A 21,814-nucleotide genomic window follows, 5' to 3' on the forward strand; every position below is an offset into this window, starting at 1 on the left:
AAATTAATTATAATTATCAGCTTAATAAGAAACTCATATACCAACCTATTTTGTTCGCACACATAAAGGTAAACGATGCTCGATATCCATTGGCTTAAAACATTTGTTACGTTGGCGGAATATAAGCATTTTGGCAAAGCAGCCATCGCATTGCATATGACTCAGCCCAATGTGAGTTTGCACCTCAAACAGTTAGAGCAAGCCACCAACGTCAAACTCATTGAACGAAGCCCTTTTCATTTAACTCAAGCTGGCGAACGGTTACTTGAAAGTAGCCAAAGAACGCTTCAAGAATTACAGGTTTGCCAAGCTGACCTTAATGCTCTCAATGATCTCGATAAAGGCGTTATTACCATTGCGGCCAGCGATATTATTTCTCGTGCGTTACTCATTGAGGCATTTAAGCTGTTTAAAGCCCAGTACCCGGGAATCGATATCGTGCTATTAAACACCACATCATCACAAGCCTCTAAACTGGTGAAAAATGCGGAGGCTGATCTGGGTTTTGTTATCTCTCAAAAACAGACACAGCCTTTGCATTTTGTCGAATTACAGCAGATAAACTGGGTCGCATTCGGCGATGGATTTGAACGAAATACCGAACAAGACAAAGAGTTAACTTTGATCTTGCTCGGCCATGATACTCGCACAAGAGATCTCATTGATAACGCGTTACCGAAACTCAACCTTTCCAATTACAGAGTGATGGAAGTCGGCAGCGTGGATGCACAAATCGATTGGGCAGAAGCAGGATTTGGCGTCGCCATCGTTCCTGAGTTCGCCCTATCCACTCAACGCCACCTGACCTCCTTGGTCACACCATTACCTGACTTTCCGACCACCGATCTGGGCTACATTGTTCGGCAAAATCAGATTCTATCTAAAGCCACCAAGCAGCTTCTTCATTGGGTCAACGATGGCATTTCTCTATTGCAAGAGAACGGAAACGAATAACGAATAAAGTGACAGCCTTTCTTTATCATCGTTTTGTGCCCAGATCCTCACAATATCTATTTACACTTTATCTGCAAAATAGGCCATGATCTCAGCAGTTGTCATCTCTTGGGTTTCATTTGAGAAACAATAATAGCTTGGCCTCATATCACTGAAATACTGCATATCCATTTCTAACCCATCCAAATTCGGAAACAAACCTACGGGCATGTTGTACTCACCCGTTGCTTTAAGTTTATAGAACAGATGAGTTCCACATTCAGAGCAAAAACCTCGCGATGCCCAAGAAGATGACTCATACATTTTGATATGGTCATCCCCTTCAATGTTTACTTTTGAGCCGCATTTCACCGCAAAGAAGGGTGCCCCACCCCATGTCCGGCATGATTGGCAATGACACACCGTAAATTTTGGATTTATATTCTCTGCAACGATTTTTACAGCGCCACAAAGACAACGTGTTTCTGAATGAGACATTCGCTTCACTCCTTAGTGAATGGATCGGTAAACGTATCTTCTCTCTTCGAGATATTGATAAAGATATATAACTAAAACTGAGACCTAGAGATCCCCTTTAACCCTACTTAGCCACCGACTCCGCTTCGATATGTCCAACCGATTGATAATGTGAAAATATCGTATTATCCATATCCATTTTAGAAAAGACTTGCTGAGCCTTTGGGTTTTCCATCGCTTTTACGGTTGCCGATTGAGCGAGTTCCGCACTTTCCCAAACAACAATATCAGTCCAACGATTTAGCTCCTCACTATAAAAATAGTGACGGCTCTGAAAACCTTCGAAATGCTTCACTATTGTATTTAAGCTTTCCATCGCCTCTTGCTGCTCTTGATAATTCACCCCATCTACAAATTTAGTATTCACAATTTCAAATGTCGATGCCGCGCTAACTGAAGAAGCCAAAACTACGGCGGTAAAACCAGTCATCAGTGTTTTCATTTCTCTACTCCCTATTTAAACATTCTAATTATTTGATTAAGTCATGCCCATACTCAAAGCGAATACTGCATATCTGTCTCAATCAGTGGTGAAATGTTATGCTAACTATAAATACGACACTAAATGGCCTATTAATAATGCGCAGCTTTCAAAATAGACAAGAACGGCTTGATAATCTTATTGGTCTATTAGAAAACAACAATCTATGGACGGCGAAGGCATTAGCCGATTCACTTGATGTCTCGGTGAGAAGTATCTCGCGAGATATAACTTTGTTACGTCAACAAGGTTACGATATTGATGCTGAGCGAGGTGCCGGAGGTGGGATTGAGTTAAGAGGGATGGCCCGTCCTCCTAAATTCTTTTTAAGTGATGAAGAGATTTTAAATACCTTAATGGCCCTCGCACTGACCGATTCGTTGAACTGCCCCATACTGGGTGACAACATATCGAGCGTGAAAAATAAACTCACTTTCTTTCTAAACGATGAGCAGAGAAAACGCATCAACCTCTTACGTAAGCGTGTATTGGTTGGTGCTGTTGCTTCTGAAACTGTCGCCAATACAGTGACGAATACGCACTACCCTTTTTTGAATGATGTCAGCCAAGCATTTATTCAGCAGCAAAAGCTCTCCATTCGCTATGTCTCAGAAAAAGAAGTAGAGACAAAAAGAACCATAGAACCGCAGTTTATTTTACTCAATTGGCCTGCTTGGTATCTTTTAGGCTGGGACTATCTGAGAGCAGCACCTCGATTATTTCGAATTGATAGAATAACCGATGCCACGGTCGAAAATGGGCGTTTTCGGCTTAGAAGTTCGCGGAGTTTACTTAGTGAGTATGGGGATTATTTCAATAGCATGTAGCTTTGGCGGCCTAAAGACCGCCCACACAAAACGAAACCACGCAGCTTGGTTCACGCCATCTTCAGGACAATTTTATCATCTTAAAACCGCCGCGCCATTACGAGATAAGTTGCTGTCCTTCTATGCATTTTCCAACGCAATACAGTACATATTAAGTGGGCCTTCTAACATATCGATATTCAGTTTCGAAACGTCAGCACTACAATTTAATGCAAGAGCAAATCCATGAAGATAATCGACCAGTAAATCTAGCGCATTTTTCGTTGATTCATCACTTAAGTTTAATGGCGCTACCACCACATGAAATCGCTCAATGAATACTGCTGCGGGGCTATCAGAACTCATACCAAGAAGTGTTTCCAGTAGTCCAGAGTAATTGTTTAACAACGCTAAGTAGCTGGTGCACAACTCTTTCAGCTCTAGTTTCCAATGGTTAATCGCCTGCGGTTCATAAATATCTTCTATCAACGACGTTGTGATCGACTCTAGTAATGTATTTTTATTGCTGAAGTAGTGATAAATCGCCATCGCATCAACATCTAAATGTGAGGCTAACTTTCTGATACTCGGGATTTTACCCTCAGCTCTCATTAATGATTTGGCCATATCAATAATGGTGTCCGTACTTAACTGATTGCTCACACCTTTTGGTCGACCGCGTTTTTTTTCCTTGACAGACATTTCACTCTCTCACTAAAATAACTTTAATTTCTACACTGTAGAATAATTTAATTCCATACTGAATGTAAAGCAAGGGCTCAGCTCAGCTTCGTTCTTCTAAACTCAAAAAGAGACGACAATATGAAGTGTTCTGTATATATCGCGACCAGCCTTGATGGTTTCATCGCTAAAAATGATGGCAGTGTCGATTGGCTACATACTGCTGGTAACCCAAATGCAGATATGGGTGACCAAGCCGATATGGGATTTGCTCAATTCATGGCGTCTGTAGATTGTTTGATCATGGGCCGAAAGTGCATGGAAATGATTTCAAGTATGGAACTAACGCCAGAACAGTGGCCTTATGGTGACACTCGTATCATCGTTCTGAGTAACACCATAAAGCAGGCTCCAGACAACGTGAAGCAACACGTTGAAATGTATTCTGGGGATCTCAACGCTTTAATCTCTAAGCTTGAAAATGAAGGACACCACCACGCGTATGTTGATGGCGGTAATACAATTCAAGCCTTTCTTAATCAACAATTAATCAATGAGATCACCATAACACGCGCCCCACTGTTACTCGGAGAAGGTATCCCTCTATTTGGCAAAACGGCCAATGTAATCAAATTAGAACAGGCACAGGCAACGGCTTTTGCTAACGATTTCATTCAGGTTAAGTATAGCGTCAATTATTCATAACCATTTTCAACAATAACCCTTTAAAGCCAGCTAGCCGTGAACCGATTTTAGACATTGTATGTATTGCATGCAGCGGTCAGTTTCATGAAGACGGACTCTAGGGTTCGTCTTCATGAATTGGAACATTCTTATTTCAGTGATATTGATACTCAGCCTACAAGTATTTCTCTATCGGTAATAGCTGCAAGAAGCGTGATTTGAAACGCTCCCATTTGCCTGTTTCTGGCTCACTTTCCCAGCTATTATCCCCAGAATACCAACGCGTCTTGCCTTCGTACAAACTAAGACGCCAACTGTTATCTTCACTCATTGCCAGCTCAATATCATCCGCGAGGCTTTGTGCCACCGTTTGATTTTCAATGATCAAAACAGACTCAGTATTCAGATAGGTAGAACGTAAATTAAAATTGAAAGAGCCAATGCTCGCGATTTGTCTATCAAAAACAGCTGATTTTGCATGCAGCCCATAAGCTAATATTGGCGCACATTTAGAGGCATCACCCGTAGACACTTCGCACAATTTTGTCTCAGGTTTTAGCTCAAATAGCTCAATTCCGTGATCAAGCATCTCATCTCGTCGACCTGCGTAGCCAGAGTGATTCGTTGTTAAATCATTAGACGCCATCGAATTCGTCAATGCTTTTATCTGAACACCTTCACGGTTAAGCGATTGCCACTCCTCTAATTGGTTATCATCAAAGATCAAATAAGCGGATTCCAATAGTATCTCTTGATCAGATTCTCGCGCTAACTCAGCTAATACTTTAGCCGTGGCTTTTGGTTCGCTGGTGTTGTCTGCATCAATTGGAACAGGTCGGTCAGAAACAAAACGGGCGCTCACCCATGTCATCTCACTCATCAGTGTTTTTAGAAGCAGATTCGCCGTCTTACTATCTTCAGGTAATGCTGGATAATTTGTATAACGAGGTGCTGAGATTTCATCTAATACAGGCAGATCAGATGACGCCTTCCCGCCTAACAAATCGACAGGGTATGACCAACGACTGTCCCAATAGCGTCCAAAGCTCGTTTGGATATCGCCAACAACCGCGCCCATCACGAGAACATCTCGGTCACGGAAATTAATTTCATCTGAGAGATCAAAGTACTCATCCCCAATGTTACGCCCACCTACAATAGAAAAGGCACCATCGACGGTAAATAATTTGTTGTGCATACGGCGATTTAGGCGAGAAAAATCACCCAATACATTTAACCATTTGGCGACACCACGACGAGTAGGAATGGGATTAAAAATGCGGATCTCAATTTGAGGATGTGAATCCAGTGCAACAAGCAGATCTTCTCTTTCATTAAGATTAATGTCATCAAGCATGACACGCACTTTAACGCCTCGATCAGCCGCAGCAAGTAAGCGACTCGCGAGATAATGACCCGACGCATCAGAGTTCCAAATATAGTATTGAATATCAATGCTCTGTTCTGCGGTTTCTATTAATGCAAGTCGCTGCGACAGTGCATCCCAACCCGTATCTTGCAATAAGACGGCACTGTTTTCTTGTTTAGAAGGACTAAGCGGATAAGTACTCACCAACTCTGATAATGTGCTCGTCGACGAAGTGATGCTCGGCTCTGCTAAGTGATCTATCTCTTCTGGAAGTGATCCACATCCAGATAGAATCGTGATTAAAAATAGGGTGACACTGACACGTTGTAGCAAAAGCATGAATCGCACTTCCTCTATAGTATGAAGTTCAATAAGAACTATCTTTCCTTTAATGTCGGCATCACCATACAATTTGGGAGTACCGAACTGAAAACTATTATGGCAAACAAAGTTCATCAAGATAAGCACGATAGCCATTTAAACTTTAGTCACATAAACTATAGTCACTTAAATTTCAGCTACTTGAACTTTAGTCGCTCAACATTAAAGAGTCCAAAATACCTTTACCACTATGAATGCCGCCTTCATTTTACTCGCAAGATCATAATAGCAAATTGCACCCATGACCTAGCGTTAGAGCTACTGGCTGAGCATCTCAATGAGCAAACTTTTAAGCCGAATTTCTAAAACTAAGATATGATGACCTACCCACAACTTGACTGATATTTTTATGCCCTCTTTCTCTTTTTCGCTAATCCCTGTTGGGGTTAGGTTCATGCTCCTCTCTGCTTTTGGATTCGCGCTCATGTCTGCTTGCGTGAAGTACATTAGCCTATACGGTATTCCAGTATTTGAAATTGTGGCAGCAAGGGCTTTAGTCTCTTTGATCATTAGCTATATCGATGTCAAAAGAAAAGGCATTTCGATTTGGGGAAACAACAAAACACTGCTTTTCGTTCGCGGCCTTGTCGGCACTACCGCTTTGATGTGTGTGTATTATGCCGTAACGACGTTGCCGCTAGCTGAGGCAACCATCTTACAATACGTTCATCCCATTTTTACCGCTTTACTCGGCGTTCTATTTCTCAAAGAACGAGTTCAACACTCCACCATGATATGCATTGCTTTCTGCCTCGCAGGTTTATTGGTGATGGTACAACCGAGCATGACAAGCGACTTAACCCATGAATTGCCACTTTTTAGCGTAATCATAGCTTTATGCGGGGCATTTGGAAGCTCGATTGCTTACGTGATCGTGAGGAAGCTAAGCCAAACTGAAGATAGCTCCGTCATCATTTTCTACTTTCCATTGGTCGCGTTGCCGATCTCGACTGTACTTATCTGGAATGACTTCGTATGGCCAAGCTTCTTTTTAACCATCATGCTGGTTTTGGTCGGTATTTTTACCCAAATCGGTCAATACGGTCTTACTAAAGCGATGCAGACTCAAGCCGCAGGTAAAGCTTCAGCCTACTCATATGTTCAGATTATTTTTTCTGCTCTTCTAGGAGTATGGATATTCAATGAAGTCCCTTCAATTTGGACTTATTTGGGAGGAGGTTTGATCGTGACAGGCGCTCTGATCAATGTATTCGGCAAACGAATATTCTCTCAATTCAGCGCTAAGTAATCAAAAGGCAGAGTCTCTTGTAACGACTCTGCCTTCGCTTATTCATTCTGCTAAAGAGAAAATATCGTTTTAGCAGTATGGCTTGCCTACATCAAACGTTGGAAACTATTCGCTGGTCGCGGCGGATTCCCATTCCGTTAGCAGTTGCATTATTCGATACGAATCATCCCAAGTCGCGCATGGGTTAGATAACGCTTTCTCTCCTGCTTTTACTGCATTGGCTACATGGCGCACTTGATACAAAAAGGCATCACCGTCCGCAGGAACAGAAACATTACGCTTTGACGTTCCATACACTTCAACCGAGAAGTCATTCTCTTTATTTGGCAGCCATGGATTAGAGTTCATGGTGATGCACCCTTTGCTACCTAGAATAGTGAAGTGGTGTTTTAACCCATGATCTTCTGCGGTATGAACCGTTGCTGTCTGCTGGTCGCCAAAGCGCATCATAAGGCTAGATTCACAAAGGTTCCCATCCGAGCCTTTTCTTCCAATAGCATGGAGTGCGCGATTATCAAAAACGTGCTCTCCTAGCATAGTTTTTGCTACCAAATGCAATAAAGACACGGGATAACAACCCAAATTGTATAACGCGCCTTTACTGTCTGGATTTACAAATTGAGCAATGGATGCGATGTACGACGTTTGAATGGAGCGCAGTTCACCGATCTCGCCCGAATCAAGAACCGCAACGAGTTCACGAATAAGTGGGTGGTGTAAATACATCAGCCCTTCAGCAAAAAAGACGTTATGTTCTTTCACAGCTTGTAAGGCAAGTTCTGTTTTTTCCATATCAACCGATAGTGACTTTTCACAGAGAATCGCTTTTCCACGCTGCGCGGCTTTGATTATAAAATCGTGGTGGACGTGGTTTGGCAATGCGATGTAAATGATATCCACCAGATCATCGTTTAATAGCGCTTCGTAATCGGTATAACGAGTGCCAACGGAGTATTGATCTGCAAATAAAGACAGGTTCTGTTCTGAACGTCCTGCAACGGCATACAAATGGCTATCAGGATCTGAGTTAATCGCTTCAGCCATGACGCCAGAAATAAAACTTGTACCTAAAATTCCCCAATTCATTCTACTGCCTCTCCCGCTTGATGAGTTTCAAAAACTTGAACTAATGAGGTCACATCTGAAGCAATAAACGCTTGAGTGTGTGGCATAACAAAGTGTGCGTCGATGGCGGCTCTATTTTTATATCGCTCCCACAATATCACTCTGTCTGGTGTCTTTTCATCGTAAGTCGCCATCGCTTGTAAACACCCTTCTTCAGCCTGCATGTCGACACAAAATTGCTCAATGGCTTCAATAACAGATTCTCTTGATAACTGAGTCTTCATTTTTAGCTCAGCCGTAACAAATATAGTGTCGTTCATCATCACTTCCTATGTTGTTAAATTTATTCTCAATATTAGGCTCAACTATAATTAACTTCATAAGATTGATAAACTGCCCCATATTTTATTGTTTATTAACTGGCAGTGCATAATGGACAAACTAACAAGCATGAAAATTTTTGCTTATATTGTCGAACATGGCAGCTTTCGAAGTGCTGCTCATCAGTTCCAAATTTCACCGACAATGGTAGGTAAACACGTCAATTTTCTTGAACAAAGCTTGGGAACTCAACTGATTCACCGGACAACTCGTAAGCAGTCTTTAACTGAAGCAGGTAAGCTTTACTACAGCGAGTGCCATCGAATTATTGAAGATATAACAAACGCAGAAAACCTGATTCAGACGTTAATCAACCGACCAACAGGGACCATTAAAGTCAACTGCCCTGTAACATTCGGCAAGAAAATTCTGACTCCCATTGTGGCAAGCTTTCTTGAAGAATACCCAGATCTTAATATCGAGTTAATGCTAGATAACGGACTTATTGACCCTTATCAGAATGATGCAGATATGATAATTCGTATTGGCGATCTTGTTGATTCTTCCCTTGTTGCAAGAAAGCTCGGCCACTATGAAATGACTTACTGCGCTTCTCCCATTTATCTTGAAAAGCATGGGCAGATTAATTCATTAGAAGAACTCAAACACCACCACTGTTTAGGATTTCACTATCATCAAGGTGAAAGCCAACAGGTGATGAACTTACCGTCGAACACCTTTAGCAATACAAGCTCTCGGCTGACCTCTAATAATGGTGATGTTTTAAAGTTTGCAGCACTTCAAGGCATTGGCATCCTTCTTCAACCTAAGATTTTAGTCACACAAGAGATAGAATCGAATCAGCTTATCGAAATTCTGAAAGATTCCACTCCAAAGCCAAAACCGATCCATTTACTTTATCGATCTAAACATCTGTCTTTAAAAAATAGAACTTTTGTTGATTATGTTCTCAAGCATATTGATGAGAGTTAGCCGACTTTCGATACTCACTCATAGCCTAAAGCATCAGGAAACTTTCAATTTATGGGAAGCTTCAATGGATAGGAAACTTAAGACCTATAGAAACCTTAAATTTATAGATTCACAAAAACACCATAGACTTCACAGTATAATTTAGACTAATGAGTATTATTGGTGCTACAAAATCTAACGAGTAACTCAAATGACCAATAATACTTCCGAGTCACCCTGTGCTCCCTACGTTCTCAATGACCAAGAGGTGCAATCGCTTCTCCCTAAATTAGATGTTAAATCTCTTATGGAGACGCTGTTTTCATCTTTAGCTCGTGATAACGCAGTACAGCCTAGCCAAACGTTAACACCATTCCCTAACAATAAAGGCGATTACATCACTTACCTCGGCGTACTTGCTGAACAAGGAGTGTTCGGTGCTAAGCTTTCCCCTTACATAGTGACTGATGGGGCTCCGATTATTACCGCTTGGACACACCTGATGTCGATGAAGACAGGTATGCCACTGCTGCTTTGTGATTCAGGGCAACTGACGGTTGAACGAACCGCAGGAACCACGGCATTAGCCATTGATTACTTAGCAAAAAAAGAGAGTTCGCATTTAGCATTAATAGGTGCAGGTAACGTCGCCTTAGCGCATTTACGCCATGTAATTTCACTAAGAGAGTGGGAATGCATCACGATATTTGCCCCTGAATTAATTGATAACGACATTCGCCAAAATGAAATACGAGCAATAGATAACCGAATTCAAATTGCTTTACACTCTAGTCAAGCCACAGAAAACGCCGATGTCATTATGCTATGTACCTCTGCGGCAAGCGCTGTCATTTCCGAACAGCAGATCCCACAATCGGCATTGATCACTTCCATTAGTACGAATGCCGTCAATGCGCATGAAGTGCCACCAGCGTTACTGAACAACATGGATGTATATTGCGACTACAAATTAACCACACCTGAAAGTGCTGGGGAAATGAAATTGGCAAAAGATCAACACGGTTGGGATAAGGCTAACATTGTTGGAGACTTATCGGATCTTGTCGCTCAACGCTGTCACCTACCAGACTATAAGAAGCCTGTGTTCTTTCGCTCTATCGGCTTAGGGCTCGAAGATGTTGCGATCGCTTATGGTATATGGCAACTGATAGACAGCAAAAAATAATAGAGACCATCGATTTTAAAACTTTATGAATAAAGGAATGTAATATGAAAATTAAAGAGTTTGGTGTTGAAATTTGGATGAATGAGTATGAAAACTCTTGTCTCTATAATTTGGCTGAAACCTGTGTTGAATCTTTAACTGTTGAACAGTTGCTCGATATGGCAGGAAAACGAGAAACGATTCTCAATGAGTTACTGCCAATGAAGCTCACTTATGGCGCAATTGAAGGATCGGATCGTTTACGCAATAACATAACTGAGATTTATCAGAATCAGCAAAAAGAGAACATTCTGATCACTCACGGAGCAATTGGTGCAAATGCGCTGATTCACCAAACGCTGGTAGAACCGGGAGATCGTGTTGTTTCAGTCTTACCCACTTACCAACAGCACTACTCCATTCCCGAAAGTTTCGGTGCGGATGTGCAAATAGTAAAACTAAAAGAAGAGAATAATTTCTTACCTGATTTAGAAGAATTGCAAAAGCTAACCAATAGCAACACTCGCCTGATTACTATTAACAACCCGAATAACCCAACAGGTGCATTAATGGATGAAACTTTTCTAAAACAAATCGTAGATATTGCTCGTGCCTGTGATGCGTATTTACTGTGTGATGAAGTCTACAGAGGAACGGATGCTTCCGGAGACGGTTTCACCGCGTCCATTGCCGATCTGTACGAAAAAGGGATCAGCACTGCAAGTATGTCTAAAAGCTTCTCTCTTGCAGGGTTAAGACTGGGCTGGATAGCGGCTCCAACGGATGTTATTCACGCGGTCACTATCCATCGGGATTACAATACGATCAGCGTTGGAATGCTAGACGATCACTTCGCCTGCATAGCATTAGAATGCAAAGAGCAGATCCTTGAAAGAAGTCGTTCTCTCTGCCAAGCCAACCGAGAGGTTCTTGATGCTTGGATCTCTAATGAACCGTTAATCAGCTACGTAAAACCACAGTCAGGAACCGTGGCATTACTTAAATATGATCTTGATATGTCCAGCCGTGAATTCTGTGTACGCCTGCTTGAATCAAAAGGCGTCATGTTCACACCTGGAAGTGTTTTAGAAATGGAAGGTTATGTACGAATCGGATATGCCAATAACCCACAAGTACTCAAAGATGGGCTTCAGAAGACTTCGGAGTTCCTTGCTGAATTGAATGGTTAAATGCTCCATTCGTTTTTATATTATCTAAAAAATGCCCTTAACTTTATACTCTAAAGAAGGGCATTTTTGTCATCACGACTTTCTTAGCTGCTTGATTTCACGTAAGTAGTTAAATACGGTAGCCCTTCCCATCCCAAGCACGTTGGCCACATAGTCTGCCGAGCTTTTTCCGTTGAATGCTCCTTGATCAAATAACGCTTCAATCAATTCACGTTTATCCTGACGAGACAGTGCCGAGATCGTTAAGCTATTACTCGCTAACCAACTATGAATAAAGCTATTTACTTTATCTTGCCAATCATCATGAAATAGCTTCTCTGGCTGTGGAATAAGGTTCTTTATTGGAAGCAAAAGTGCCAACGCATCTTGAGCCGCTTGCACCGGAGCCGTGCTCATATTGATGCATAACATACCAATAGGGCTGCCTTGATCATCTCTAAGGACAATACTAATGGAACATATTTTCTTTCCGTCCCAGTTTAGTTTTTCATAAGGACCAATTACCGCTTCATTCTGCGCAAAATCGACATCATCAAGAGACGACGGATCGCCAATTTTCCGCTTAGAAATATTATTCGCAATATGCACTACGGACTGACTTTCTAAATCATGAATAATGACTTCTACATAGTCAGAAAATAGCAGAGCTATCCCATCAGCAACAGAAGCATATCGGCTTAATATCGTATTGGCGTTCAAAGAATTCTTATCCTGTTCCGTTTAGCTAAATGCAGGTAATACATCGCAAAGAAGAAGTATATTACCTAGCCTCACTAATATTGTATAGATTTTGGTACTTCACGCGAGTCCCTAGCGAAAGTGCACATAGTCACCTATGTTTATATATGCATATTAAGAAAAACGACTATCAATGAAAATATAACGTCAGGCTTATCATTATGAATAGAAGAAATAAAGCGATCGTCGATGAAGAAGTCGAATTCTCAGACAATGAGGAGCTAGTCTCAACGACAGACAAAAGGGGGGTAATTACCTATGTAAACGAAGAGTTTTGCAGGGTATCAGGCTACGAAACGCACGAGCTTCTAAATAAAAACCACAACATGATTCGCCACCCAGACATGCCTAAAGCGGCGTTTAAAGATTTGTGGGAACATCTCAAGAATGGGCAAGCATGGCGAGGCGCTGTTAAAAATCGCTGCAAAGATGGTCGGTACTACTGGGTTGATGCTTTTGTCACCCCCATTTTTGAAAACAACATCTTGGTTGGCTATCAATCTGTTCGCCGTAAATTAGCGCCCGAAGTCAAAAACCGTGCGATCAATTTGTACTCCGTTTCGAGTAAGGCTCGAAGCCTCACATCAAGCATTCTTGTCACCACCAAACACCGAATCATCATGCTATTTTTTGTCACATTATGCGCCGTCATTATGGGTTTTTATGTCTCTCCTCTTGCCACTTTGATCGTGCCATTTGCAACCATTAGTGTGCTTTACCATGAGCTATTCATTCGCCAAAAATTCTACGACGAACTCAAACAAAGCTATGACAGCATTTCTCGTTTGGTCTTTTGTGATGACAAGACAAACTACGCCGAATATCACTTAAAGATGCAGCAAGGACGAGTACAAACCATTTTAGGACGAACGTTAGACAGCAGTAGTAATTTACTTAAACAAGTGCACTCTTTAGAAAACGTCTCCGATAACGCTCACCATAACATTGAAAAAGAGACCGTAGAGATTGAGAACATTGCATCGGCGGTTGAACAGATGGTGGCAACCATCGGTGAAGTTTCAAGAAATAGCGCCTCGACATTGGATCAAGTGCTCTCGGCCAATACGACTTGCCAAGATGCAAATTCGTTAAGTAAGAAAACTCAAAATCAAGTCTCAACCTTAGTGGACGACGTTTCAGCTTCCTATGAGTCTGCCGAAAACTTGTCTCAAAAGCTAACCAGCATCACATCGATTATGTCTGAAATTCAAGGCATTGCGGAACAGACAAATCTCCTTGCGCTTAATGCGGCAATTGAATCGGCTCGTGCTGGTGAATATGGCCGAGGTTTCTCGGTTGTTGCCGATGAAGTGAGAGCACTCAGCCAACGAACACAAAAAGCCACCAGCGATATCCAGCAATCAATGGGCAGTGTATTAGAGTCTGTAGCGGAACTCTCTGAAACGATGAAGCAAGGGAAAAACTCGGCGCAGATATGCATTGAATTCACAGCAGATACGCAGCGGAAAATTGAGGAAATGGCGAATGTAATGCAGCACATCGAAGCCGCAGCGACTCAAATATCAACCGCAACAGAAGAGCAATCTGTCGTAGCCAGCGATATTAATCAGAACATTGTAACTATTCGAGATGCATCCCAATGTAACTTAAAAGAAGTAGATGAAGTCACGGAGCTAACGCGTCACATTAAAGGCAAAGCGCAACAGTTGGCATCGCTGGGGTTATCTTTTCAGAAATAATGGAAAGTAGATCAGCAATAAAATGGAGATCAAAAAAGAGTCGTGAACGCATCTTGGAAAATGCACTACACGACTCTCTATTATTCAGATTCTTGATGATCTCTAACGTTTAGATCATTGAAAATAAGTCTATTTCTGAAGCTGCTCTTTTGCTGCTTCAACTTTTGAGAAGTCTAGTCCAAGCTCTTCTACTGCTTCTTTAATTAGCGCAGGGTTTTGCATAACCTGCCCCATTAGCAATTGCAGTTTGTCTTGAGGTAAACCTAATTGACCAATTGTTGCCATTGCCGCGAGTGGATTTTGAGTCAACGTCTCAAAAAGTTCACGGATTTGTTCGTCACTGATATTACTTTCTTTCAAGATTGCAAGAATTGGGTTCATTACTCTGCCTTTAAATACTAAATCAAACATCGCGTAGTCTAACATTATTTAGACTACGCTGAGAATTACAGGTTATCTAATCGAATATGACTGTTTTTCAGGTCATCACGGGTGATACCGTTTCCGTTATTAAAATCATTGAAGTGACGCAATAACTCTGCAATAGCGTGAATAGATGCCAATAAGTCACCAGTATGTGCAGATTCAGATGACGTATGCATATTACGAATCGGATAGCCGATAGTGATCGCAGCGCTATCAACACCTGCAAGTGCAGCCGCCATGCCATCCGTGCCCATATCTCGACCAGAAAAGTCGATTTGGTATGGGATCTCTTTCTCGCTACATACATTTGCTAACGTTTGAACTAAAAATTCAGAGCTTACTGAACCTCGACCAACGGTAAAGCCTTCGCCCATTTTCAATGGCGTCATGTTACGGCTGCCAATTCCCGGAGCTGCTTCATAATCGTGATTAACATCGGTTGCAATCAACACGTCAGGCTTAAGCTCGCCCACCACTTGCGTTGAACCAAAACGACCAATCTCTTCATGAGTCGCAATTGTGTACAACACTCGAACTTTATCTAGCCCTTCGCTTGCCAACATACGTGCAATTTCAGTCACCGAAAAACAGCCCAAACCGTTATCTAAATACGCACCATAGAAAGTATCGGCCGCAACACCACGTTTAATTGGTCGATCTAGTAAAATAGGGTCACCAGCACGTAAGCCAAGCGCTTCTACTTGCGCTTTGCGATCTTCACCATGCATGTGCAATTCTAAATAAATAGATTCAGGTTTAATCCCTTGCTCGCCCGTACGTTGCGCAGGAGTAGAGAAGTGAATCGCCCCTAGAGCTTCAACCGTACAACCTGTAATTGATTTATACGCTCCTGGCTTTTCAGGATCCAAACAGAACACTTTCACTTCGTGGCCAATAAGTGTGGTAGGCAAGAAAGAATCGGTGTTAATCCATACTTTGCCATCTTCATCAATTTTACGAACTTGCATACGGATTTTATCCGCGTGACCAACAATCATTACGCTGGTTAAATCATCACGCCCAGGGTGTGAATCGAAAACGACGCTCGCACTTCCCTTAAATTGGTGAACGCCCCAGTTTGCTGGCATAAAAGATTCAAATTCTGGTTTGATGACACCGTAGCTCATTGCCGCTTCGAAGCCAATTGGAGAGGGAGCCGCTAACACTGTAGACATGAAATCAAATTGATCTTGTGCCATTGGTTGGGTCCAAGCCGACTGTTTTTGAGCATTCTCATTGGTTGTATTCATTGTTTACTCTTATTCTATCCATTAATTGACGCTACGTTAATCAGAGCAACCGTGAACTTCAAGTGATTCGAATAAAATAATTCCCACATTACTTACCATATCACTCTTAGAGTAATGCGCATTAGGTCAATATCGAGCTACTTAACCAAGCCCAAATAAGCTAAAATGCTGCCCATTATCTTAGCTTTGAGCCTTTTATACTGATGACAACAACCACAACACCAGCCAATTTTGCAGAACTTGGGTTAATTCAACCTCTGTTAGCTCGTCTAACTGAACTTGAATATCAACAACCTACACCGATTCAAGCACAGGTCATTCCTAGCGTTTTAGCAGGTCGTGACTTGATCGCTGGTGCGAATACTGGTTCAGGTAAAACCGCCGCTTTTGCGCTTCCTTTGTTAGAGTACGTTTTCACGCAGAAGCAATCTGAAAAGCCAAGCGGTAAAGGAAACTATGTTACTGGGCTTATTTTGGTTCCAACACGTGAATTAGCCAAGCAAGTATCAGACAGCATCAAGTCTTATGCTACGCACTTCAACGGAGCGGTTAAGACGGTTGCGGTATTCGGTGGCGTATCAGCAAATACACAAATGCTCGCACTGCGTGGTGGCACCGATATTCTCGTTGCAACCCCTGGTCGATTGCTCGATTTAATCTCAAGCAATGCCATTAAGCTCGATAAAGTAAAAACCTTAGTGTTAGATGAAGCAGACCGCATGTTGAGCCTCGGCTTTACGGAAGAATTATCTGCACTGTTAGGTTTACTACCGAAACAGAAACAGACACTACTTTTCTCTGCAACGTTCCCTGAACAAGTTCAAACACTGACTCAAGAGTTATTGATCGACCCAGTAGAAGTACAGTTACAAAGTACCGATGCCAGCACGTTAGTACAACGCGTATTTACTGTGAACAAAGGTGAGAAAACGGCTCTACTTGCTCATTTAATTCATCAACATCAATGGCGACAAGCGCTGATTTTTGTTAACGCAAAGAACAGTTGTGAGCACTTAGCGGATAAGCTTCATAAGCGTGGCATTATTGCTGAAGTGTTTCATGGCGATAAAGGCCAAGGCGCTCGAACCCGAGTACTTGAAGCGTTTAAAGCCGGCGAGATTGACGTGTTAATCGCAACAGATATCGCCGCTCGTGGTCTTGATATTGAAAAGCTACCTGTTGTCATCAATTTTGACTTACCAAGAAGCCCATCAGACTATATGCACCGTATTGGCCGAAGCGGTCGTGCTGGTGAAGTAGGTTTGGCGCTCTCACTTATCGATTATGAAGATTACCATCACTTCAAGATCATCGAGAAGAAGAACAAAATCAGACTTGACCGTGAACAAGTTGAAGGATTTGAAGTCGATGAAGCAGCGGCTGAAGCCTATTTAGCGGCCAGTAAGCCAATGGCAAAACCAGCAGGCACTGGCAAAAAGAAACGTAAGAAAAATGCATCTGGAAACTCAGACTACTGGCTATAGTTATTAATATTAGTACACAGTAAACGACGGTTTTAGATAGAAACCGTCGTTTAAGGTTAGGTGGTTAACACTAACCCCATCTAACGTTAAATGCCCTACCCTAAATAACCTGCAACGTTGAACATTAATTATCCGCAACTAATTTGACACGGTTACGACCCGATAATTTCGCGTCGTACAACGCCTCATCAGATTTTGAGAGTATCTCATTCCACCGTTTATGTATTTCACCATATTTAATCTTTCCAAATGCACCAATCGAAATGGTTACGGTTAACTCATGATTCGCACATATGATAGGAGTGACTGAAATCGATTCACGCAGGCGATTGAGTACCAACTCAACATCAGACTCTGGAGATACCGCTAACACCAGAACGAACTCCTCACCGCCCCATCTAACCAGCAAGTCATTATCACTACGCGCATTTTCATTTAAGCGACGAGCCACTTCTGTCAACACAACATCGCCAACATCATGACCGTAAATATCATTCACTTTCTTAAAATGATCCACATCGGCCACTAACACAACAAGATCATAAGCTGCTAGCTGGTTATTTTGTGCAGCCTTTTCCAACCATTGCTCCAAATATCGACGGTTATGCAGGCCAGTTAAAGGATCTTCTAATGATTGAGACGTCAGTGTTTCATTAGACCGACGAAGACGGAAATTTGTTTTGGACACGGAGATATAACGACGGAAAAGAATATAAATCACCAAACAGAATATAAGTAACACTGACACCCACAATTTATCGAGCATTTTCTGCTGTGACAGGCGAGCCGAATTTAGTGCATTTTCATACTTTAATAACTCTATTTCGTTTTCTTTATACTTAGCCTCATAGTTTTCTTGAAGAGCAAATAACTCTTTGCGTCGTTCGTCGAATAGATAGTCATTCCGTTCATTCGCATACTCCTTATACAACACTAAAGCCTTTTTATAATCAGACTTATCTTCATGAATTTTGGCAATAAATGCCTTCATTGATATTGCTTTTATGCGATTATTGGCGGCGTCAAATTGTGCGAACACTTTTTCCGCTAGCGCTAAGGCTTCATCAAACCTCTTCTGCTTCAAATACGTTTCTGCCACCGCTTCATTGCAATACATGAGCCCCGCTCTATCTGATACTTCCTCTGCTAGAGTCAAACATCGCTGAGCACTTACTATCGCTTCATCTATTTGATTTTCCTGAATCAGTAACGTTACCAAGTTAGCAAGCGCATAAATTTGGGAATAACGAGAGCCTTTTTCTGTCGATAACTTAACCGCAGCGCGAAAATGCTCGGACTCCAACTCCTTATTATCCAAACTTTTAGCAATAATCCCGGCATTGATATGCAGCATCACTTTGACGCTAGGGTTATTAAAATGCGAGTGTTCAACCAACGAAAAGGCCCGACGACTGTATTTATCCGCTTGCCCCCACTCCTCTAAGCGAAAGTAAACGGTGGAAATATTGGACAGTACTCTAGCCTGTTGAAGTATGTCTTTTTGTTGAGTAAAAATATCCAGCGCAGTTCGGTAATCCTCCATCGCTTTTGGATAGTCAGATAACTCAACATATAGATTTGCTCGCCATTTCGTGGCTCTTGCCAACAAATGCCAATATTCTGCTTGTTTGGCAATCTCGATGACGGTTTCTACTCGTCGTAATGCTTCGTCATAATATCCGATCTCAATGAATTCAATGATCCTCTCCAATTCAGCCTCACCCTGCATCCATGCTTGATCTAATCGCTCACCTAAAGAGTCTAGCCTGGCAACATGGTCCCCTGAATATTTATCCTCTTGCCACATATCGGTAGAACCAAGCGCGCCTTCCAAACGAAATAGAGTCAAATAATATAGAGCTTGCTTAAGGTTATCCTTTTCCTCAATGCTCGCTAATGAAATTTGGGACAGCATTTTCCGGGCGACTTCTGGTTCGCTATCGGCTAACTGATAAATGGAAAATATGGCTTCATCTTGTGCGGTAATTTTATCCGCAAAAAAGAGAGGTATAGGTAGTGGTTCATTGGCTTGCGCGTACAAGGACACGGAGAGCAAAAGTGACGAGATCAAGTAAAAAGCGAGTGTTTTAAATTTTCGAGGTTTGGGCATAAATTATTTTTTTGGAGGTAATTTACATAAGATCTTGATTGCTTATCAATTTTTAGTCAATCCTTTGTCTCAATTTATCTTGAGTCTTTTGTAAACAAACTAAGGCACTGTACAATTTTTTTCACTTAGAGATAAAAATATCAACGTTTAACAATGCAAGAGGTATGTGTTCAGCTTTCAACTATTCATACACCGAATTATCCACGAGATACGTATCACCTAATACTGCAATGTCGTTGTGTACAAGTGAGTACCAGTAGATGCTTCCTATATAACACTAACCTCACAGTATTCAGCAAAGAAATGAAAATATAGGGTGACCCGACGACCAGATCTCCTTATCATTTATTGCTCAACGTTAAAAATGGAAATTTAACTCACATCAAGCCCATTCCGAGGCTTGGGGCTATGGTTTATGACGCAACGGTTTATGACGCGATAGCTTTTGACTCGATGGTTTAACACAATAGCTTTAACGCTAAAGTTAATGCTGAAATATCCGTTAAAGCGTAAACTTACCTTAGAGATAAAATTCCAGCTAAAACAGGAAAATCAACTATGATTCATGAAACTAAAACAATGGAAGTACCTGTAGCAATCGTCGACAGAATACAAACGTTGATTGATGCTTTCGAAGCAAAAGAAAAGTTTAACGCAGAACGTAAAGTCGTCGTGAACAACCTACTTGCAATGGATAACCTTAGCTGCGAGATGGCAGTGTATAGCTTGGTACAAGATGAACTATTAGACACGCTACGATTTGTATATGAGTTATCTGGCACAAATAGTTCGTTCATTAAAAAACTGCTCACACAATCGAGAGAAAACCCAACAAAAGCGCTATCTGATGCGCAACGATCAGCGGCAAAAAGTATGCTATTTAACTTGCTGAATGATCCTTCCGTCATTTCAGAAATGAAATAACTCTCCAATTTAGAATTCATCGGGTTTAGTGCACACGTCTATAAAGCACTAAACCTTCAAAGCACTAAACCTTCGCTCTTGAAGCCTTCAAGCTAGAGAGTGAAAAACCGGTTACCAACATTGTTCCTCCAACAACAAAAACGGTTCCAATAATGGTATTGAAGCCTATCGTTTCGTCTAAAAATAAGTTCCCCCATAAAATACCAAACACTGGAATAATAAAGGTCACCGATAATGCGGAAGCAGGCCCAACCTCGGTAATCAATCGAAAATAGAGCAAATAAGCAAGCCCAGTACACATAACACCCAGCATAGTAACGGCAATTAATGTATCAGTGGTCAGTGGCGCTTGTGTTGGGAAAAATGGGAGTAGCGGCAGAACAATGATGACCGCTGCCCACATGCTTCCATGCGCATTGTTAAAAGCCGGAACGGAAGGTGCATTCTTAGCGTAGTTAGTTGCGATACCATAGCAACACGCTGCCATTACGCCCGCAGCGATAGGAAGCATCGCACCTTCGCCAATTTTCACCGCATCCCAGCCAACTAAAATTGCACAACCTACAATCCCCATAACTAAACCCATTGACTTATTTCTGGTTAATGCATCTTTTCTCCATAACACACCAATGATGGCTCCCCAGATCGCTGCCGTTGAATTCAAAATAGAGAGTGTTGAAGCGTTCAGTGTCTGAGCGGCATAGGCAAAGAGTAAAAAAGGCGCCGCTGTATTAAATAAACCAATAATGAAAAAGTGCTTATAGTATTTTCTGAACGCTAACTTTCGCTTCAGATACAGCGAAATCAAGAATAGACATATCGCCGCGAGCGCAACTCGAACCTCAATCAAAACAGCCGCTCCCATTGATGGAGCAGCAATACGCATAAAGAGAAAAGACGCCCCCCAAATAGCAGCGAGCGTTATTAGGCGAAACATATTAGAGAGATTCATAAGTTCAGATACCATAAATCATGTATTTGTTAAGATATTGTAAGTTAGTATTAATGAGCAACGAATACAATACTTATCTGAGCTCACCATGCACTTAACTAAGAATCAAATCATCATGTGGCTACTTTTAATGCTGAGCTAACGAATAAAAACATCATAAATAAACTCAAAAACCTATCTATTGACCATGATTTCGGTGCTCTAAAATCGTCTCGATTTTGAGACTTTGTACATTATAGCGATTAAATAACACATTAAAACAGAAACAAATAATGAGAACCTGTTTAAAACAGTGGCTCTAGATTAATCGTTATTATAAACAATCCCTTACAGAAAAAATCATTCAAGCATAAAAGCAAATAACGTTACTTTCTAAAACTAAAGTTTACCGTAAAT

Annotated in this window: 21 protein-coding genes; 10 read left to right on the forward strand and 11 right to left on the reverse strand. The window is 41.6% G+C overall.

Annotated features, from left to right (window positions below):
• The first annotated feature begins 75 nt into the window (after nucleotides 1-75).
• A complete protein-coding gene (locus tag OCV39_RS14700) occupies nucleotides 76-954 on the forward strand; it encodes a LysR family transcriptional regulator (protein ID WP_261889847.1) in 879 nt (292 codons plus the stop codon).
• Nucleotides 955-1,014: 60 nt separating this feature from the next.
• Here OCV39_RS14700 and OCV39_RS14705 read toward each other — a convergent pair whose 3' ends face one another.
• Complete coding sequence (locus OCV39_RS14705) at nucleotides 1,015-1,431, reverse strand: GFA family protein (protein ID WP_261889848.1); 417 nt, start codon at nucleotides 1,429-1,431, stop codon at nucleotides 1,015-1,017.
• 103 nt (nucleotides 1,432-1,534) lie between these two features.
• Complete coding sequence (locus OCV39_RS14710) at nucleotides 1,535-1,912, reverse strand: hypothetical protein (protein ID WP_261889849.1); 378 nt, start codon at nucleotides 1,910-1,912, stop codon at nucleotides 1,535-1,537.
• A gap of 98 nt (nucleotides 1,913-2,010) precedes the next feature.
• Here OCV39_RS14710 and OCV39_RS14715 point away from each other — a divergent pair, with 98 nt between their 5' ends.
• Nucleotides 2,011-2,778: a helix-turn-helix transcriptional regulator gene (locus OCV39_RS14715; protein ID WP_261889850.1), complete on the forward strand. Its 768-nt coding sequence runs from the start codon at nucleotides 2,011-2,013 to the stop codon at nucleotides 2,776-2,778.
• A 120-nt stretch (nucleotides 2,779-2,898) separates the two neighbouring features.
• Here OCV39_RS14715 and OCV39_RS14720 read toward each other — a convergent pair whose 3' ends face one another.
• Nucleotides 2,899-3,459, reverse strand: a complete 561-nt coding sequence (locus OCV39_RS14720; RefSeq protein WP_261889851.1) for a TetR/AcrR family transcriptional regulator — start codon at nucleotides 3,457-3,459, stop codon at nucleotides 2,899-2,901.
• Nucleotides 3,460-3,579: 120 nt separating this feature from the next.
• On the opposite strand from OCV39_RS14720, the gene OCV39_RS14725 reads away from it, so the two are divergent.
• Nucleotides 3,580-4,143 carry a dihydrofolate reductase family protein gene (locus OCV39_RS14725; RefSeq protein WP_261889852.1) on the forward strand — a complete coding sequence of 188 codons (564 nt, stop codon included), beginning with the start codon at nucleotides 3,580-3,582 and terminating at the stop codon, nucleotides 4,141-4,143.
• 154 nt (nucleotides 4,144-4,297) lie between these two features.
• On the opposite strand, the gene OCV39_RS14730 is transcribed toward OCV39_RS14725, so the two are convergent.
• A complete protein-coding gene (locus tag OCV39_RS14730) occupies nucleotides 4,298-5,830 on the reverse strand; it encodes a phospholipase D family protein (RefSeq protein WP_261889853.1) in 1,533 nt (510 codons plus the stop codon).
• Between the two features lie 391 nt (nucleotides 5,831-6,221).
• Between OCV39_RS14730 and OCV39_RS14735 the strand changes: the two genes are divergently transcribed.
• Nucleotides 6,222-7,121 carry a DMT family transporter gene (locus tag OCV39_RS14735; protein WP_029203458.1) on the forward strand — a complete coding sequence of 300 codons (900 nt, stop codon included), beginning with the start codon at nucleotides 6,222-6,224 and terminating at the stop codon, nucleotides 7,119-7,121.
• A 105-nt stretch (nucleotides 7,122-7,226) separates the two neighbouring features.
• On the opposite strand, the gene OCV39_RS14740 is transcribed toward OCV39_RS14735, so the two are convergent.
• Nucleotides 7,227-8,207, reverse strand: a complete 981-nt coding sequence (locus OCV39_RS14740) for a Gfo/Idh/MocA family protein (RefSeq protein WP_261889854.1) — start codon at nucleotides 8,205-8,207, stop codon at nucleotides 7,227-7,229.
• Nucleotides 8,204-8,506: a putative quinol monooxygenase gene (locus OCV39_RS14745; protein WP_261890147.1), complete on the reverse strand. Its 303-nt coding sequence runs from the start codon at nucleotides 8,504-8,506 to the stop codon at nucleotides 8,204-8,206. Before OCV39_RS14745 ends, OCV39_RS14740 begins: the two co-directional genes overlap by 4 nt.
• A gap of 112 nt (nucleotides 8,507-8,618) precedes the next feature.
• Between OCV39_RS14745 and OCV39_RS14750 the strand changes: the two genes are divergently transcribed.
• The 3 genes from OCV39_RS14750 (at nucleotide 8,619) to OCV39_RS14760 (ending at nucleotide 11,834) form a co-directional block, all read left to right on the forward strand.
• Nucleotides 8,619-9,500, forward strand: a complete 882-nt coding sequence (locus OCV39_RS14750) for a LysR family transcriptional regulator (RefSeq protein ID WP_261889855.1) — start codon at nucleotides 8,619-8,621, stop codon at nucleotides 9,498-9,500.
• A gap of 190 nt (nucleotides 9,501-9,690) precedes the next feature.
• Nucleotides 9,691-10,665, forward strand: a complete 975-nt coding sequence (locus tag OCV39_RS14755; RefSeq protein WP_261889856.1) for an ornithine cyclodeaminase family protein — start codon at nucleotides 9,691-9,693, stop codon at nucleotides 10,663-10,665.
• Nucleotides 10,666-10,709: 44 nt separating this feature from the next.
• Nucleotides 10,710-11,834 carry an aminotransferase gene (locus tag OCV39_RS14760; protein WP_261889857.1) on the forward strand — a complete coding sequence of 375 codons (1,125 nt, stop codon included), beginning with the start codon at nucleotides 10,710-10,712 and terminating at the stop codon, nucleotides 11,832-11,834.
• Between the two features lie 72 nt (nucleotides 11,835-11,906).
• Here the strand turns inward: OCV39_RS14760 and OCV39_RS14765 are convergent, their stop codons facing one another.
• Complete coding sequence (locus OCV39_RS14765; RefSeq protein WP_017053454.1) at nucleotides 11,907-12,533, reverse strand: helix-turn-helix transcriptional regulator; 627 nt, start codon at nucleotides 12,531-12,533, stop codon at nucleotides 11,907-11,909.
• 200 nt (nucleotides 12,534-12,733) lie between these two features.
• Here OCV39_RS14765 and OCV39_RS14770 point away from each other — a divergent pair, with 200 nt between their 5' ends.
• A complete protein-coding gene (locus OCV39_RS14770; RefSeq protein ID WP_171755461.1) occupies nucleotides 12,734-14,272 on the forward strand; it encodes a methyl-accepting chemotaxis protein in 1,539 nt (512 codons plus the stop codon).
• 129 nt (nucleotides 14,273-14,401) lie between these two features.
• On the opposite strand, the gene OCV39_RS14775 is transcribed toward OCV39_RS14770, so the two are convergent.
• Both OCV39_RS14775 and OCV39_RS14780 read right to left on the reverse strand, forming a co-directional pair.
• The gene (locus tag OCV39_RS14775) at nucleotides 14,402-14,653 is read right to left on the reverse strand and encodes a DUF2999 family protein (RefSeq protein WP_029203459.1); all 252 of its coding nucleotides are present in this window, start codon (nucleotides 14,651-14,653) and stop codon (nucleotides 14,402-14,404) included.
• A gap of 65 nt (nucleotides 14,654-14,718) precedes the next feature.
• Nucleotides 14,719-15,948 (reverse strand): M20/M25/M40 family metallo-hydrolase, encoded by a 1,230-nt coding sequence (locus OCV39_RS14780; RefSeq protein WP_261889858.1) that lies wholly within the window; start codon nucleotides 15,946-15,948, stop codon nucleotides 14,719-14,721.
• Nucleotides 15,949-16,151: 203 nt separating this feature from the next.
• On the opposite strand from OCV39_RS14780, the gene OCV39_RS14785 reads away from it, so the two are divergent.
• On the forward strand, nucleotides 16,152-17,432 hold the full coding sequence (locus OCV39_RS14785) for a DEAD/DEAH box helicase (protein WP_261889859.1): 1,281 nt from the start codon (nucleotides 16,152-16,154) through the stop codon (nucleotides 17,430-17,432).
• Nucleotides 17,433-17,556: 124 nt separating this feature from the next.
• On the opposite strand, the gene OCV39_RS14790 is transcribed toward OCV39_RS14785, so the two are convergent.
• Nucleotides 17,557-19,542 carry a GGDEF domain-containing protein gene (locus OCV39_RS14790; protein WP_261889860.1) on the reverse strand — a complete coding sequence of 662 codons (1,986 nt, stop codon included), beginning with the start codon at nucleotides 19,540-19,542 and terminating at the stop codon, nucleotides 17,557-17,559.
• Nucleotides 19,543-20,100: 558 nt separating this feature from the next.
• On the opposite strand from OCV39_RS14790, the gene OCV39_RS14795 reads away from it, so the two are divergent.
• Nucleotides 20,101-20,466 (forward strand): hypothetical protein, encoded by a 366-nt coding sequence (locus OCV39_RS14795; protein WP_017053460.1) that lies wholly within the window; start codon nucleotides 20,101-20,103, stop codon nucleotides 20,464-20,466.
• A 64-nt stretch (nucleotides 20,467-20,530) separates the two neighbouring features.
• On the opposite strand, the gene OCV39_RS14800 is transcribed toward OCV39_RS14795, so the two are convergent.
• Entirely contained in the window at nucleotides 20,531-21,418 is an 888-nt protein-coding gene (locus OCV39_RS14800; protein ID WP_017053461.1) for a DMT family transporter, read from the reverse strand.
• Between the last annotated feature and the right edge of the window lie 396 nt (nucleotides 21,419-21,814).

It is taken from the genome of Vibrio cortegadensis (assembly GCF_024347395.1).
Taxonomy (GTDB): domain Bacteria; phylum Pseudomonadota; class Gammaproteobacteria; order Enterobacterales; family Vibrionaceae; genus Vibrio; species Vibrio cortegadensis.